Origin of the sequence: Streptomyces sp. NPDC079020, from assembly GCF_044542225.1 — a bacterium.
Lineage (GTDB): Bacteria > Actinomycetota > Actinomycetes > Streptomycetales > Streptomycetaceae > Streptomyces.
This window is the reverse complement of the sequence record NZ_JBITUB010000013.1, coordinates 206,452-222,526: the sequence shown is the minus strand read 5'-3', so window position 1 is coordinate 222,526 and position 16,075 is coordinate 206,452. Positions and strand designations below refer to the sequence as shown.

The following is a 16,075-nucleotide window of genomic DNA, read 5'->3' as shown; positions in this document are numbered from 1 at the left end:
ATGGCTGCCCGTACGAAAACCGCGAAGGACCGGCCGTCCTACCGCTGCACCGAGTGCGGCTGGACCACTGCCAAGTGGCTCGGCCGCTGCCCCGAGTGCCAGGCCTGGGGGACGGTCGAGGAGTTCGGCGGTGCCCCCGCCGTGCGGACCACCGCGGCCGGCCGGGTCTCCACCGCCGCCGTCCCGATCGGTCAGGTCGACAGCCGCCAGGCCACCGCGCGCTCGACCGGCGTGAGCGAACTGGACCGGGTGCTGGGCGGGGGGCTCGTGCCCGGCGCCGTCGTGCTGCTGGCGGGCGAGCCGGGCGTCGGCAAGTCGACGCTGCTGCTGGACGTGGCCGCCAAGGCGGCGAGCGGCGACCACCGCACGCTCTACGTCACCGCCGAGGAGTCCGCGAGTCAGGTCCGGTTGCGCGCCGACCGGATCCGGGCGATCGACGACCATCTCTACCTCGCGGCGGAGACCGATCTGTCCGCGGTGCTCGGCCATCTGGACGCGGTCAAGCCCTCGCTGCTCGTCCTCGACTCCGTCCAGACCGTCGCCTCGCCCGAGATCGACGGCGCCCCCGGGGGCATGGCCCAGGTCCGCGAGGTCGCCGGGGCGCTCATCAGAGCGTCCAAGGAGCGCGGGATGGCCACGCTCCTGGTCGGCCATGTCACCAAGGACGGCGCGATCGCCGGTCCCCGGCTGCTGGAGCACCTCGTCGACGTGGTGCTCTCCTTCGAGGGCGACCGCCATGCCCGGCTCCGTCTGGTGCGCGGCGTCAAGAACCGTTACGGGGCGACCGACGAGGTCGGCTGCTTCGAGCTCCACGACGAGGGCATCACCGGACTCGCGGACCCGTCGGGTCTCTTCCTCACCCGCCGCGACGCACCGGTGCCCGGCACCTGTCTGACCGTCACCCTGGAGGGCAAGCGGCCGCTCGTCGCCGAGGTGCAGGCGCTCACCGTCGACTCCCAGATCCCTTCACCCCGGCGCACGACCTCCGGCCTGGAGACCTCCCGGGTCTCGATGATGCTGGCCGTGCTGGAGCAGCGCGGCCGGATCAGCTCGCTCGGCAAGCGGGACATCTACAGCGCGACGGTCGGCGGTGTGAAGCTCACCGAACCGGCGGCGGACCTGGCGATCGCGCTCGCCCTGGCCAGCGCCGCCAGTGACACCCCGCTCCCGAAGAACCTGGTGGCGATCGGTGAGGTGGGCCTCGCGGGCGAGGTCAGAAGGGTCACCGGAGTCCAGCGCAGGCTGGCCGAGGCACACCGTCTCGGCTTCACCCACGCCCTGGTCCCGACCGACCCGGGGAAGGTCCCGGCCGGTATGAAGGTCACGGAAGTCGCCGACATGGGCGACGCTCTGAGAGCACTCCCGCGCCGGTCTCGTACGGAGGCACCACGGGAGGACAACGCGCGCCGGTAGACTTTGCCCTGGTCTCGCCCGCCCGTACGAACGGTATGAGGGACGCAAGGGCATCGCAAACCTGTGACCGGAGGAGTGCAGTGGCAGCCAACGACCGGGCCGCATCGCCCGGAAAGTCCGGCCAAGGCACCGGCAACGAAGCGCTCATGCGCGCCTCGTTGAGCGCGGTCGCGCCCGGAATGGCCTTGCGCGACGGCCTGGAGCGCATCCTCCGGGGCAACACCGGCGGACTGATCGTCCTCGGTATGGACAAGACCGTCGAATCGATGTGCACCGGCGGATTCGTCCTGGACGTGGAGTTCACGGCGACGCGGCTGCGCGAGCTGTGCAAGCTCGACGGCGCGCTGATCCTCGACAAAGACATGACCAAGATCCTGCGGGCCGGTGTGCAGCTGGTCCCGGACGCCTCCATCCCCACCGAGGAGACCGGCACGCGCCACCGCACGGCGGACCGGGTCTCCAAGGCGTGTGTCTTCCCGGTCGTCTCGGTCTCGCAGTCGATGCGTCTGATCGCGCTGTACGTGGACGGGGAACGGCGGGTCCTGGAGGAGTCCTCCGCGATCCTGTCCCGGGCCAACCAGGCGCTCGCGACGCTGGAGCGGTACAAACTGCGCCTCGACGAGGTCGCGGGCACGCTCTCCGCGCTGGAGATCGAGGACCTGGTGACGGTGCGGGACGTCACGGCCGTCGCCCAGCGCCTGGAGATGGTGCGGCGGATCGCGACCGAGATCGCGGAGTACGTGGTCGAGCTCGGCACCGACGGGCGGTTGCTCGCACTCCAGCTGGACGAGCTGATCGCGGGCGTCGAGCCGGAGCGCGAGCTGGTCGTGCGCGACTATGTGCCGGAGCCGACGGCCAAGCGGTCCCGCACGGTCACCGAGGCGCTGACCGAGCTGGACGCCCTGACCCACACGGAGCTGCTGGAACTCGCCGCGGTGGCGCGGGCCCTGGGGTACAGCGGTTCGCCGGAGACGCTGGACTCCGCGGTGTCCCCGCGGGGATTCCGGCTGCTGGCGAAGGTGCCGCGGCTCCCGGGCGCGATCATCGAGCGGCTGGTGGAGCACTTCGGCGGTCTGCAGAAGCTGCTCGCCGCGAGCGTGGACGATCTCCAGACCGTGGACGGGGTCGGGGAGGCGAGGGCCCGGAGCGTACGGGAGGGCTTGTCGCGGCTGGCGGAGTCGTCGATCCTGGAGCGGTACGTCTAGACCGGCGCGGGGGCCGGGGCGGCGGGGGCCGGGCAGGGCTTTCTTTTTTCCTCAAGCGCAGGACGGGCCGGATGGGGCGCCCGGATGACCCGGCTGCCCTTCAACCGTCGTCCCGACCGTCGTCCCGGCTGCCCTCCCGACCGTCCCGGCCGCCGGGGCAGTCCTTCCGGCCGCCGGGGCAGTCCTTCCGGCCCTGCCGTCAGTCCTTCGCCAGGACGAACGAGGCTCGTTGCAGCGGCTCCCCCGGGGCCGTGGCCTCCAGGAGATACGTTCCCGGGCCCGCCTTCGCCGCGGGGGGCGTGGCGCACCGGGGGGCGCTCTGCGTGCGGTCCCAGGCCACGGTGTGGATCACGGTCGCGCCCGCCGGGAGCTTCAGGAGCAGACTTCCCGGGGTGGCCGGGCAGTCCTTCGACGACCAGACCCGGGAGTCGTCGTCACCGGCCTCGGTGATGGTGAGGACCGCGTTCTTCGGGCCGAAGTCGGCCTTGCAGGCGGTGGCCGAGCTGTTCTTGGCGATCAGTTCGAACTTCGGCCGGTCCTCGGGGCCGTAACTCACCTTCGTACGCAGGCTCAACTGGAGCGCGTCAGGGGTGCAGTCGGGGAGCGGGGAACCGGCCGGGACCTGCTGGCCCGCCGTTCCGCCCGCGCCCGCGCCGCCCGATGACGCACCGTCGGATCCCGTCGTACCGCCCGTGCCGGAGCCCGCGCTGTCGGCGGCCCCGGTGTCGCCGTTGCTGCCGTCGCTTCCCGCGTCGTCGCCCGACTCCTCGCGGCCGCCCGGCTGTTGACTGATCGCCGGCCCGGATCCCGAGGGACCCGGGGTGATCGACTCCACCGGATCCGATCCACTCGGTTTCGCGTCGCCGGTGTTCTCCTTGCCGCCACCGGAGGTGACGACCCATACGATCAGCAACGCGAGCAGCGCAACCAGCGTCGCCGCTACTGCCCTCCGTCGCCAGTAAATGGTGGAGGGAAGCGGCCCGACCGGATTGCGCATAGATCCCACGGCCCAAACTCTACGAGAGATCCGGGCCAACTCCCGCCCCACCCGCCTCTCTGATCGTCAAGTTTTGCGGATCATCATCATGGAACCCCCGGTTACGGCCTCCGGACACGGGCACAGGGGACAGAACGGGTGGCGTTATCACTCCCTGAGCCGCCGGGAAGGCCGACACCCCCGTCCCCGGGACCGTCGTCCCGTCTTCCGTGCCAGGATCGGAAGTGCGATGACTGCCATGACTTCGACACACATGCCCCCCACGTCCCTCCACACCCCCGTCATCGGGTGGTTCGAGCAGCACGCCCGCGATCTGCCCTGGCGCCGCCCCGAAGCGGGCGCCTGGGGCGTGATGGTGAGCGAGTTCATGCTGCAGCAGACCCCGGTGAGCCGGGTCCTCCCGGTCTACGAACAGTGGCTGGCCCGCTGGCCGCGCCCCGCCGACCTGGCCGCCGAGGCGCCCGGTGAAGCGGTCCGCGCCTGGGGCCGGCTCGGCTACCCCCGCCGGGCGCTGCGCCTGCACGGCGCCGCGCAGGCGATAACGGAACGGCACGGCGGCGACGTACCGAGCGAGCACAACCAGCTGCTGGCCCTGCCCGGGATCGGCGAGTACACGGCGGCGGCCGTGGCCTCGTTCGCGTACGGGCAGCGGCACGCGGTGCTCGATACGAACGTCCGCCGTGTGTTCGCCCGCGCCGCGTCCGGCATTCAGTACCCGCCGAACGCGACGACCGCCGCTGAACGCAAGCTCGCCAGGACACTGCTCCCCGAGGAGGACGAACGCGCGGCACGCTGGGCGGCCGCGACGATGGAGCTCGGCGCACTGGTGTGCACCGCCAGGAACGAGGACTGCTCCAAGTGCCCGATCGCCTCGCAGTGCGCCTGGCTGCTGGCCGGGAAGCCCCCGCACCAGGGGCCTGCCCGCCGCGGGCAGACGTACGCCGGTACGGACCGGCAGGTACGCGGCCGGCTGCTCGCGGTCCTGCGCGACGCGGTGAATCCCGTTCCGCAGGCCGCGCTCGACGCGGTGTGGGACGAGCCGGTACAGCGGGCCAGGGCGCTGGACGGGCTGGTGTCCGACGGGCTGGTCGAGCCGCTGCCCGACGGTCTGTACCGGCTGCCGCTGACCTGAGCGGGTAACCGTACGGGACCTGGCCGGCCGGGGCCCGTACGGGCCTGACCTGGGCGGTCGGCCGGGCCCGGAGTGCGCTGTTACACAACCGATGGACAGCCGTGCGTCCGCGTATGGCTGCTGCGCACACCCTCGTGACAACGCCTCCGTAGCGTCTCCGTCAGCAGTGCACACGGGGATCTACGGGGACGGAGGCGGTTGGAATGGCGCAGGGCGAGGTGCTCGAATTCGAGGACTACGTACGCACCCGGCAGGAGGCCCTGCTCCGCAGCGCCCGCCGTCTGGTCCCCGACCCGGTGGACGCGCAGGACCTGCTGCAGACCGCTCTGGTACGTACGTACGGCCGCTGGGACGGCATCGCCGACAAGTCCCTCGCCGACGCCTATCTGCGCCGCGTCATGATCAACACGCGTACCGAGTGGTGGCGGGCCCGCAAGCTGGAGGAGATCCCCACCGAGCAGCTGCCGGACGCGAGCGTCGAGGACGGCACCGAGCAGCGCGCCGACCGCGCCCTGCTGATGGACATCCTGGGCGTCCTGGCTCCCAAGCAGCGCAGCGTGGTCGTGCTGCGACACTGGGAACAGATGAGCACGGAGGAGACGGCTGCCGCGCTGGGCATGTCGGCCGGTACGGTGAAGAGCACGCTGCACCGGGCACTGGCGCGACTGCGCCAGGAGCTGGAGAGCCGCGAGATCATGAGTCGTGAGGCGGCCGGCCGTGAGGCCGGGGACCGCCGTACGACGGCAGCCCGTCCCTCCGGCCCCACCACGGTCGTGGCGGCCCGGGTACACACATCGGCGCCGCGGGACCGGCGCCACGACGAGCGGGGGCGGGAGCGGTGCGCGGCCTGACGGACAGCGCCGACGGCGCGGGCGGCGGCCCGGCGCGCGGCGACGGGGGCGGGGGCACCGGCCGGAGCACACGGCTCCGGGCGGGCATGGCGGCGAGTGGTACGGCTCTGGCCGGACTCGCCGCCTTCGGGCTGTTCTGCGTCGGCTGCTCCACGGGCGGCACCGGCACCCGCGACGAGGGCCCGGCCGGCACCCAGCCCGTGGCCCAGGTCACGACCCCCGCCACGGGAACCCCCTCCGGCACGGCGAAGCCCGCCACCCGGGTCGATGCCGTGGCACTGCTGCGGAGCGACGCGAAGGTGAGCGAGCGGGTCAAGGAGGGCCTCAGGCCGTGTGCCGGGGACGCCTACCCGGTGGACACCTCCTACGGTTCGCTGACCGACGGCCCGGTGACCGATGTCGTGGTCAACGTGATGTCCTGCGCCGACTCGGTGGGCGTCGGGACGTACGTCTACCGCAAGAGCGACGACGGCTCGTACCAGAACGTCTTCACCGCCGAGACACCCGCGGTCTACGGCACCATCGACCGGGGCGACCTGGTGGTGACGACGCAGGTGTACGGGTCGAAGGACCCGCTCGCCTACCCCTCCGGCTCGGAGGTGGTCACCTATCGCTGGGCGAACGACCGCTTCGGCGAGCACGACCGCGTGCACAACGACTTCAACCGGGCCGTCGGGAGCGGGGAGGTCCCCCTCCCGGAGCCGCCGGTGTCGCCCGGGAGCTGAAAGCAGCGGCGGGAACACCACAGCAACAGCAGCCAAGAGCTACCGAAAGCAGCCGAAAGCAGTCGCATGGCCGAGACCCATGTCCTCTTCGTCGAGGACGACGACGTCATCCGTGAGGCCACCCAGCTCGCCCTGGAGCGGGTCGGCTTCGCGGTCACCGCGATGCCCGACGGGCTTTCCGGTCTGGAGGCCTTCCGGGCCGACCGGCCGGACATCGCCCTGCTCGACGTGATGGTGCCGGGGCTCGACGGGGTGAGCCTGTGCCGCCGCATCCGGGACGAGTCGACCGTTCCCGTGATCATGCTGTCGGCGCGGGCCGACTCCATCGATGTCGTACTCGGCCTGGAGGCCGGGGCGGACGACTATGTCACCAAGCCCTTCGACGGCGCCGTGCTCGTCGCCCGTATCCGGGCGGTGCTGCGGCGCTTCGGCCACGCGGCCGGCGCGGGCGGGCAGCAGGGCGGTACGGATGCGGAGACGCCGGCCGAGGGCGGGGTACTGGCCTTCGGTGATCTGGAGGTCGACACCGAGGGCATGGAGGTACGGCGCGGGGGCGAGCAGGTGGCGCTGACGCCGACCGAGATGCGGCTGCTGCTGGAGTTCTCGTCCGCGCCCGGCACCGTGCTCTCCCGCGACCGGCTCCTGGAGCGGGTCTGGGACTACGGCTGGGGCGGTGACACCCGGGTCGTGGACGTGCATGTGCAGCGGCTGCGCACCAAGATCGGACAGGACCGGATCGAGACCGTCCGCGGCTTCGGCTACAAGCTCCGGGCATGAAGAGGCTGGCCCTGCGGACCGGTGTCCGCTGGAAGATCAGCATCGCGATCGCGGCGGTCGGCGCGCTCATCGCGGTGGCGCTGAGCCTTGTCGTCCACAACGCCGCCCAGGTCTCGATGATCGAGAACGCCCGTGAGGTGCAGCTGGAGCGGCTGCTGGGCGCCCAGCGCTTCTACGAGGCGATGAACGCGAAGAGCCCGGCGCCCAAGTTCGGCGCCAAGCTCAACGACCCCACGCTGCCGCCGAGCCTGCGCGAGGAGGTCCGCAACAACCGGCGGGCCACCCATGTCGAGGAGTACAAGGACGGGGTGCCCGACGTCTGGGCGGCCGTACCGCTGGCCAACGGTGACGTCCTCTCGCTGCACACCCGGTTCGCCGACCGCAGCGCCACGATCATGAAGGACCTGGACCGGGCACTGATCATCGGCTCGGTCTCGGTGGTCTTCGGCGGCAGCGCCCTGGGCGTCCTGATCGGCGGCCAGCTCTCCCGCAGGCTGCGCAAGGCGGCGGCCGCGGCCGGGAAGGTCGCGCAGGGACACACGGAGGTCAGGGTCAGGGAGGCCGTCGGCGGGGTCGTCCGCGACGAGACCGATGAGCTGGCACGGGCGGTCGACGCGCTGACCGACGCGCTGAACGAGCGGATCGAGGCGGAGCGCCGGGTCACCGCGGACATCGCCCATGAGCTGCGTACGCCGGTGACCGGGCTGCTCACGGCGGCCGAGCTGCTGCCGCCTGGCCGCCCCACCGAACTCGTACGCAACCGGGCGCAGGCGATGCGCACCCTCGTCGAGGACGTGCTCGAAGTGGCGCGGCTGGACAGTGCTTCGGAGCGGGCCGAGCTCCAGCATCTGCAGCTGGGCGAGTTCGTCAGCCGGCGGATCGCCGTGCTGGACCCGGACATCGCGGTGCGGGTGGTGCACGAGTCGTGGGTCTCCACCGATCCGCGGCGTCTGGAGCGCATCCTCGGCAATCTGCTGGGCAACGCGGCCAAGCACGGGTCCACCCCGGTGGAGGTCACGGTCGAGGGCCGGGTGGTACGGGTCCGCGACCATGGGCCGGGTTTCCCGGAGGCGCTGCTGCGGGAGGGGCCGAGCCGGTTCCGTACGGGAAGCGTCGACCGGGCCGGGAACGGGCACGGGCTGGGGCTGACGATCGCGGCCGGGCAGGCCCGGGTGCTGGGGGCCCGGCTGACGTTCCGCAACGCGGCGCCGATGGGTGCGGCGGAGGGGGCCGGCGGGGCGATCGCGGTGCTGTGGCTGCCGGAGCACGCCCCGACGAACACCGGGAGCTTCCCGATTCTCCGGCCGGAGGACGAGCGGCAGCCCGCTGGGTGAGCGGGCCGGGCGGGGATACGGGGACGGGCCCCGGAGACGTGGGTGTCTCCGGGGCCCGTCAGCGTTCTCGCCACGTCAGCGTTTCCGTTACGGCCGTGTCCGTGGATCGTGCCCGCGTCCGTGCCCGTGTCCGTGGATCGTGCCCGCGTCCGTGCCCGCTCAGACGGTCTGCGACGCCTTCGCGTCGGTCTTCGTCCCGGCCTTCGCGTCGGCCTTCGCGTCGGGTGCCGGGGGCTGGTCGTCGGAGGTGGCCGCCGGGCCCGCGCCCCGCAGCGGGACCTCCTTGACGAACAGCGAGGCCACCAGGGCCACCACCGCGGTCGAGCCGCCGACCAGGAAGGCGATATGGGTGCCCGAGGCCACCGCGAACTCGTACGCCTCGCGCACCGGGACCGGCAGCTTGGCCAGACTGGCCGCGTCCAGCTGGGCGGAGTGCTCGGTGACGGCCCCGCCGCCGCGCGCCGCCATCTCGTCCCGCACCCGGCCGGTGAACAGCGCGCCCATGATGGCGACACCGAAGGAGCTGCCGAGGGTACGGAAGAGGGTGGTCGCCGACGAGGCGACCCCCATGTCCCTCATCTCGACGCTGTTCTGTGCGACGAGCATGGTGACCTGCATCAGGAAGCCCATGCCCGCGCCGAGCACCGCCATGTAGATGCCCGAGGTGAAGCGCGAGGTGCCGGTGTCCATCTGGGCGAGCAGGAAGAGACCGGTCACCATCAGGGCGCTGCCCACGATGGGGAAGATCTTGTACTTGCCGGTGTTGGTGGTGATCCGTCCGGAGACCAGCGAGACGGTCATCATCGCCAGGAGCAGCGGCAGGAGCAGCAGTCCGGAGTTGGTCGCGGAGGCGCCCTGCACCGACTGCTGGAACAGCGGCAGGAAGAGCACCGCGCCGAACATCACGAAGCCCGCCATGAAGCCGATGACCGACATGAGGGTGAAGTTGGTGTTGCGGAAGATATGCAGCGGAATGATCGGCTCCGCCGCCTTGCGCTCGACGAAGAGGAAGCCGACGAGCGAGGCCACGCCGAGCGCGATGAGCTCCATGATCACGGCCGAGTCCCAGGCGTACTCCGTACCGCCCCAGGTGGTGACCAGGACGATCGCGGTGATGCCGACGGTGAGCAGGGCCGCGCCCAGGTAGTCGATCTTCGCGGTCGACCGCTCCTTCTTCGGCAGGTGCAGCACGGCGGTGACCATGGCGAGGGCGACCGCGCCGAGCGGCAGGTTGATGTAGAAGCTCCAGCGCCAGCCGAGGTGGTCGGTGATGGTGCCGCCGACGAGCGGGCCGCCGATCATGGCGATGGCCATCACCCCGGCCATCATCCCCTGGTACTTGCCGCGCTCCCGGGGCGGCACCAGATCGCCGATGATCGCCATGACGCCGACCATGAGGCCGCCCGCGCCGAGGCCCTGCACCGCGCGGAAGCCGATGAGCTGGCCCATGTCCTGGGCCATGCCGCTCAGCACTGAGCCGATCAGGAAGATCACGATGGACGTGAGGAAGATGCTCTTGCGGCCGTACAGGTCGCCGAGCTTGCCCCAGATGGGGGTGGAGACCGCGGTGGTCAGGGTGTAGGCGGTGACCACCCAGGAAAGATGTTCCATCCCTCCGAGGTCACCGACGATCGTCGGCATGGCGGTGCCGACGATCAGGTTGTCGAGCATGGCCAGCAGCATCGCGATCATCAGGGCGAGAATCACCACCCGTACGCTGCGCGGCTCCGGCTCCGGTTTTCCGGCCGTCCGCCCCGCAGACGCCTTCTTCAGCTCCGCCATCGTCCCCACTCCCCCTGTTTCCCCGGTACCCGAGCACTTACTTGCCGCCCGGCTAGTTGACTACACTGGGGAACGTAGACCCGTAACTAGCCGGGCGTCAAGTAAGTTCTTGGGAGAGCACGATGGACATGGGCAGCGCGCCGCACACGCGCCGGGGCAACACGCGCCAGCGCATTCAGGACGTCGCGCTGAGGCTCTTCGCCGAGCAGGGGTACGAGAAGACCTCGCTGCGCGAGATCGCCGAGCAGCTGGATGTCACCAAGGCCGCGCTGTACTACCACTTCAAGACCAAGGAAGACATCCTCAAGAGCATCTTCGACGATCTCAACCGTCCGGTCGAGGAACTCATCGTCTGGGGCGAGTCGCAGCCGCGCACCCTGGAGACGAAGAAGGAGATCCTGACCCGCTACAGCGAGGCGCTGGCCGGCGCCGCCCCGCTCTTCCGCTTCATGCAGGAGAACCAGGCGACCGTGCGCGACCTGAGCATCGGCCACACGATCAAGAACCGGGTCGTGACCCTGGTGAATCTGATCCGGGACGACGACGCACCGCTCACCGACCAGGTGCGCTGCTTCAGCGCGCTGTTCACGCTGCACGCCGGGATGTTCGCCATGAACGACGTCGACGGCGACCCCGAGGACAAGCGCAAGGCTGTCCTCGAAGTCGCCGTCGAGCTGGTGACGCGGGCCCACGACCCGGGCGCCGGAACCGGGGCCTGACCTGGGGGGGGTACGGCGCGAGGGGCGCGGGCGGGGCGCAGCGCCGGGGCGTGAGCCGACCGGTGGCACCGGAGTGCGGACCGGGCAACGCGCCGGAGCGCGGCGCCGGCCCGCGCCCCTGCCGGATCGGCCCCTGGAGGCCGGATCAGGTCAGGTCAGGTCACGTCGGGCCGGGAGGCCGGATCAGACCGACACGTGCACGGAGCGCAGGAACGAGACCGGGTTCAGCGCGGAGCCGTAGTTCGGCGTGGTGCGGATCTCGAAGTGCAGGTGCGGGCCGCTGGAGTTTCCGGTGTTGCCGGACAGCGCGATCTTCTGGCCGGTGTTCACGTGCTGGCCGATGTGCACGTTGATCTTCGAGAGGTGCGCGTACTGCGAGTACTTGCCGTTGGCGTGCTTGATCACGACGGCGTTGCCGTACGCGGGGCCGTCGCCGCCGCCGTTCGGGCCGGCCTTCACGACCGTACCGGCGTGGGTGGCGTTGACCTTGGTGCCGATCGGCACGGCGAAGTCCTGGCCGGAGTGCTTGGCGGCCCAGCGGGCGCCGCCGGTGCCGTAGCTGGCGCTCAGCTCGTAGTGGTCGACCGGGGCCTTCCACGCGGCGGCCTTCTTCTTGGCCGAGGCCTTCTTCGCCTCCGCGGCCTTCTTGGCCGCCGCCTTCTTCGCCTCCGCCGTCTTCTTCGCGTCGGCAGCCTTCTTCGCCGCCGCCTGCTTGGCGGTGGTGGCCGCCTTGCTCTGGGCCGCGGCCTGCTGGGCGACCGAGTCGGCCGTCGCACCGGCCGCGAGCGTGGCGGTGCCGGGGGCGCTCGTGGTGCCGGACGCGAACGCGGCGCCCGCACCGAGCACCATCGATGCACCAAGGCCGGCGGCCAGGACGGCGCCACGGACACGGGACACGGACGGGCGGGTGGAGTGCTGGATCGTTGCGCGCTTCGACATACGGGGAAGTCCTCCGGAGGTGAGTGGACCCGGCGTGCTGTCCGGGCTTGCTCAACCTTGGTAACCCGCACCCCGGCCGGTACTCAAACACCCCATCTACGATCAAAAGCCGTAGATGACCCCCGGGGAATTCCTCGCGGAAGACCCTGCGGGAGAGCGTCGACGATCTTCGGAATCCATATCGAGGAACAGGTTTAACCCCAGTTCGATACGTCGCGATTCGGACATCTGCTAGCGATAAGGGGCAATCACCCCAAACCTCGAAAGCCCCCGTCCGCCGCGGGCCCAAAGTCCTTCCCGCGACCAAGGGCGCTCCTCCTACCCTCCCTAGTAGGCCTCGATCGGGCTGTGCGCCTTGTCACCGCCGGTGGGACAAAGGTCCTTCCGATTCGGGACCTTCGGCGGGCAACTTCACTACGCTGACGGGGCACCGGTCGAGCACTTCGGGGGGACACCGCAGCATGGCCAGCGACAGCAAGCACGACTTCGACGGCATCGAACTGGCCGATGCCGTCGAATCCATCCGCAACCAGCTCGTCGAGGCCGCGACCCGGGCCACCGGGCTGCCCCTCGCCTTCGCGGTCGGCGACATCCAGATGGAGTTCACCCTCGAACTCCGCAAGGAGGCCAAGGCGGGCGGCAGGGTGAAGGCGTGGGTGGTGGAGGCGGGCGCCGACGCGTCCCGCGCCACCGGACGTACGCACAAGGTCTCGCTCACCCTGACCCCCCGCAACGCCGTCACCGGCGAGGCCTGGGAGATCGGCCACGAGGACGACGGCAGTACGGCGGACTTCGGCCGGGGGCGGGACGGCGCATGAGCGCGCCCCCCGTGAGCGCGGCAGGCCCCGTGAGCGCGTCCCCGCTGAACCCGACGGCCCGTACGGTCGTCGTCCACGGCGCCGGATCCGTCCAGGGCAGCGGGGTGCTCCTCACCGACAGCCTGGTGCTGACCTGCGCCCATGTCGTCAAGGGCGGCAGCCGCAGCGGCGTCTCCCACCCGGACGTGCCCCGGCGGACGGCGGCGACGGTCGCCTGGATCGACCACGTCACCGACGCGGCCCTGCTGCGCACCGAGGAACCGGTCCTGCCGGCCGGCCCGGTCAGGCTGGGGACACTGGCGACCGACCAGGCCCTGTTCAACTGCGAGATCACCGGCTTCCCCGACATCCAGCGGCACGGCGGCAACCACCTGGAGGCGGACCAGTACACCGCCACGGTGCTGCCGCTCGCCGGGCGGGTGCGCAACCTCCTGGTCTGCGAGCTCGACGGCCCTCCCCCGGCCGTCAACGAACACGGGCTCCCCACACTGCGGGGACTCTCCGGCGGCCCGGTGTTCGCCGGGAACGTCCTGCTGGGGATCGCCCGCCACATCCCGCGCCGGCGCGTCGGCCTCCGGGTCGAGTGCGTCCCCGTCGCCCCGCTCATCGCCTCCCGGCCCTTCTCGCTCGTCTACGAGCAGTCCGGCACCCCGCTGCGGTGCGAGCAGGTGCACGGCCACTACCCCCGGGACCTGCGGTACGAGGAGGAGTACGCGTCAGCCGTCGGAGCCGCCTACCGGCGCACCAAGGTCTTCGGGCTCGACGAGCTGGGCCGCCACGACTCCGAGTGGGACCTGGACACCGCCTACCTCAGCCTGGAGGCGCAGGCACCGGCGGGCCGGACGGCGAAGCACGCGCCGGCCCCGCCCCAGCGGATCGACGCCCTGCTCACCGACCGCCCCCGGGTCCTGCTGCGGGGCGAGGCGGGCGCGGGCAAGACCACCCTGCTGTGGTGGCTGGCCGCCCACGCCTCGGCACGCACCCTGGACGGAGCGCTGGCCCCGCTGAACGGCCTGGTGCCCTTCGTCGTCCCGCTGCGCACCCTGCGGGCCCGGGGCGGTACGTTCCCGGGGCCCGCGCAGCTCGCCGACGCGTCGGGCCTGGTGGTCGACCGGGCTCCCGGCGGGTGGACCGGCCGGGTCCTGGAGTCGGGCCGGGCACTGCTGCTGGTCGACGGGCTGGACGAGGTCCCGCCGGAGGACCGTGAGCAGGCGCACACCTGGCTGTCCCAGCTGCTGCGCCGCTACCCGGAGACCCGCTGCGTGGCGACGGTGCGGCCGCTCGCGGTCGAGCCGGACTGGCTGCGCTCGGAGGGGTTCGAGGAGCTGAGCCTGCTGACCATGCGGGACGAGGACATCCAGGCCTTCGTGGCCTCCTGGCACCGGGCGGCCCGGCTGACCGAGGAGGACGACCGGGAGCGGCTGGACGAGCTGGAGGGCGATCTGTCACGGCAGTTCACCCAGAACCCCGGTCTGCGCGATCTGGCCCGCACACCGCTCCTCTGCGCGGTGATCTGCGCCCTGCACCGCCGCCGGGAGGGCTTCCTGCCCGAGACCCGCTGGAAGCTCTACCGCTCCTCCCTGGAGATGCTGCTCGGCCACCGCGACCGGCGCCGCCGCATCGAGGACCCCGAGGGCATCGAGATGGACGTCGAGGAGCACACCCAGCTCCTCCAGCGCCTGGCCGTCTGGCTGGTCCGCGAGGGCCAGTCGCAGTTCACCCGCGAGCAGGCCCTGCGCCAGCTGGCCCGCGGCCTGACCGGAATGGAGCGGGTGAGCGCACAGGGGCGGCCCGAGAAGATCCTCACCCATCTCCTCAACCGCAGCGGCCTTCTCCAGGAACACCACGACGACACCTACCAGTTCGTCCACCGCACCTTCCAGGACTTCCTCGCCGCGAAGGAGCTCATCGAGGACGACCATCTCAACGAGCTGCTGCGTCACGCGGACGAGGAGGCCTGGCAGGACGTGATCCTGCTGGCGGCGGGGCATTGCAGCCGCCATCAGCTCCCGCTGCTGATCGACGGGCTGCTGAACGCCGGGGAGAAGCACGAGGAGCGGTCCGAGGAACGCACCGGCATCCATGTGCTGGCCGCGCTGTGCGAGCAGCACGCCACCTGGCTCGACGGCGCGGTACGGGAACGGGTCCGGCTCAGCACGGCGGCACTGTTCCCGCCCGCCGGCTCCGAGCACCTCGCCTCGCTGGCCCGGCTCGGTTCGTCCGCCCTGCCGTTCCTTCCCGCGGCGGAGAGCCTGCCCTCGGATGCCCGCTCCACCGCGCATGTGATCGAGCTTCTCTGCCGGATCGGCGGCCGGGAGGCCATCCCTCACGCCCGCGCCTGGGCCCTCGCCCACCCCGTCCACAGCGACCTCTTCGCCCGCGGCTGGAACAGCTTCCCGGCGGACGAGTACGCCTCCGGCGTGCTGGCCCACTGTGACCTGACGAACGCGTTCGTCTCGGCCGGCCGGGGCCAGGTGAATGCCCTGCGGCATCTGCCCTCCGTCCAGCACCTCCAGCTGCTCGGAGACATCGGGGCCGCGGAGATCCGCACCGCACTGGCCCGGATGCGGCTGAAGGGGCTCTTCGTCATCGGCACCGCACCGGACCTGACCTCACTGAGCTCCCAGGCCGGGACATTGACGTATCTGTACCTCCACGGATGCCCCTCGGCCGAGGACCTCACCCCGCTCTCCTCGCTGACCGCGCTGACCGATCTGTCGATGGACGCGATGGGCCGGCCTCTCGGTCTGCTGCCCGCGACCTCCCCCATCCGCAGTCTGCGGCACCTGGTCCTCGACAACGCCGGTCCGGGCCGGCTGGGCGAAGTGCCCGCCCACCCGACGGTGCGGCACCTCGGGGTGGGCGGCCGCCACCCACTGCCCCTGGACGGTCTCGGTGCGTGGGAGTCACTCACCTCGCTGGACATCTTCGCGCTGGACTCGCTGGACGAGGGGTCGGCCGAGCTGCGGGCGAGCCCCCGTATCACCCGGTTGTGGCTCAGGGAATTCCCGTGGGACGCTCCGTCGGCCTCCGCCGGACCGGTCCCGTCACTCAAGGACCTGGCGGTTCCGGCTCCGGAGAACGGCGAGGACGTATCGCTTCTGCGTGGGCTCTTCCCCGGACTCACCACCCTCCGCCTGACAGCGCCCGTGGACGCACCGGAGCCGGACCGCGCACCGGAGCTGGACCTCTCACCGCTGCTGGCCTGGCCCGGCCTGCAGGTGGTGGTCCCGTGGCGGCTGTCACTGCTCGGAAGCGAGGAACTGGGCGACCGGCTCACGGTCGGGGCCTACTGAGCCACACCCCACCACCCCGAAAAGGGACTGCCCCGGACCGGTCGAAACCGGTCCGGGGCAGTCCCTTCACGCTCAGGCGCTACGCGC

General features: G+C 71.4%; 13 protein-coding genes. 10 read left to right on the top strand and 3 right to left on the bottom strand.

All coding sequences use genetic code 11. The annotated features are described in order from the left end of the window. On the top strand, nucleotides 1-1,413 hold the full coding sequence (radA, locus tag ACIGJO_RS26395) for a DNA repair protein RadA (RefSeq protein WP_399962057.1): 1,413 nt from the start codon (nucleotides 1-3) through the stop codon (nucleotides 1,411-1,413). 80 nt (nucleotides 1,414-1,493) lie between these two features. Then, nucleotides 1,494-2,618: a DNA integrity scanning diadenylate cyclase DisA gene (gene disA / locus ACIGJO_RS26390; protein WP_399962055.1), complete on the top strand. Its 1,125-nt coding sequence runs from the start codon at nucleotides 1,494-1,496 to the stop codon at nucleotides 2,616-2,618. Between the two features lie 199 nt (nucleotides 2,619-2,817). Here the strand turns inward: disA and ACIGJO_RS26385 are convergent, their stop codons facing one another. Beyond that, nucleotides 2,818-3,531 carry a hypothetical protein gene (locus tag ACIGJO_RS26385; protein WP_399962052.1) on the bottom strand — a complete coding sequence of 238 codons (714 nt, stop codon included), beginning with the start codon at nucleotides 3,529-3,531 and terminating at the stop codon, nucleotides 2,818-2,820. Nucleotides 3,532-3,844: 313 nt separating this feature from the next. Between ACIGJO_RS26385 and ACIGJO_RS26380 the strand changes: the two genes are divergently transcribed. The 5 genes from ACIGJO_RS26380 (at nucleotide 3,845) to cseC (ending at nucleotide 8,434) form a co-directional block, all read left to right on the top strand. Further along, nucleotides 3,845-4,747, top strand: coding sequence for an A/G-specific adenine glycosylase (locus ACIGJO_RS26380; RefSeq protein ID WP_399962050.1), 903 nt, complete (start codon nucleotides 3,845-3,847; stop codon nucleotides 4,745-4,747). A 203-nt stretch (nucleotides 4,748-4,950) separates the two neighbouring features. Beyond that, on the top strand, nucleotides 4,951-5,598 hold the full coding sequence (locus tag ACIGJO_RS26375) for a SigE family RNA polymerase sigma factor (protein WP_399962048.1): 648 nt from the start codon (nucleotides 4,951-4,953) through the stop codon (nucleotides 5,596-5,598). Then, a complete protein-coding gene (locus ACIGJO_RS26370) occupies nucleotides 5,586-6,323 on the top strand; it encodes a hypothetical protein (protein ID WP_399962046.1) in 738 nt (245 codons plus the stop codon). Before ACIGJO_RS26375 ends, ACIGJO_RS26370 begins: the two co-directional genes overlap by 13 nt. 66 nt (nucleotides 6,324-6,389) lie before the next feature. Next, nucleotides 6,390-7,100: a two-component system response regulator CseB gene (gene cseB, locus ACIGJO_RS26365; protein WP_399962044.1), complete on the top strand. Its 711-nt coding sequence runs from the start codon at nucleotides 6,390-6,392 to the stop codon at nucleotides 7,098-7,100. Then, nucleotides 7,097-8,434 carry a two-component system sensor histidine kinase CseC gene (gene cseC / locus ACIGJO_RS26360; protein ID WP_399962042.1) on the top strand — a complete coding sequence of 446 codons (1,338 nt, stop codon included), beginning with the start codon at nucleotides 7,097-7,099 and terminating at the stop codon, nucleotides 8,432-8,434. Before cseB ends, cseC begins: the two co-directional genes overlap by 4 nt. Nucleotides 8,435-8,593: 159 nt before the next feature. Here cseC and ACIGJO_RS26355 read toward each other — a convergent pair whose 3' ends face one another. Continuing rightward, nucleotides 8,594-10,216: an MDR family MFS transporter gene (locus ACIGJO_RS26355; RefSeq protein WP_399962040.1), complete on the bottom strand. Its 1,623-nt coding sequence runs from the start codon at nucleotides 10,214-10,216 to the stop codon at nucleotides 8,594-8,596. Between the two features lie 128 nt (nucleotides 10,217-10,344). Here ACIGJO_RS26355 and ACIGJO_RS26350 point away from each other — a divergent pair, with 128 nt between their 5' ends. Continuing rightward, nucleotides 10,345-10,935, top strand: a complete 591-nt coding sequence (locus tag ACIGJO_RS26350) for a TetR/AcrR family transcriptional regulator (protein ID WP_399962111.1) — start codon at nucleotides 10,345-10,347, stop codon at nucleotides 10,933-10,935. A gap of 183 nt (nucleotides 10,936-11,118) precedes the next feature. Here ACIGJO_RS26350 and ACIGJO_RS26345 read toward each other — a convergent pair whose 3' ends face one another. Next, nucleotides 11,119-11,874, bottom strand: a complete 756-nt coding sequence (locus ACIGJO_RS26345; RefSeq protein WP_399962038.1) for a M23 family metallopeptidase — start codon at nucleotides 11,872-11,874, stop codon at nucleotides 11,119-11,121. Between the two features lie 461 nt (nucleotides 11,875-12,335). Here ACIGJO_RS26345 and ACIGJO_RS26340 point away from each other — a divergent pair, with 461 nt between their 5' ends. Then, complete coding sequence (locus ACIGJO_RS26340) at nucleotides 12,336-12,692, top strand: trypco2 family protein (RefSeq protein ID WP_399962036.1); 357 nt, start codon at nucleotides 12,336-12,338, stop codon at nucleotides 12,690-12,692. Further along, nucleotides 12,689-15,988, top strand: coding sequence for an NACHT domain-containing protein (locus tag ACIGJO_RS26335; protein ID WP_399962034.1), 3,300 nt, complete (start codon nucleotides 12,689-12,691; stop codon nucleotides 15,986-15,988). Before ACIGJO_RS26340 ends, ACIGJO_RS26335 begins: the two co-directional genes overlap by 4 nt. Nucleotides 15,989-16,075: the final 87 nt, after the last annotated feature.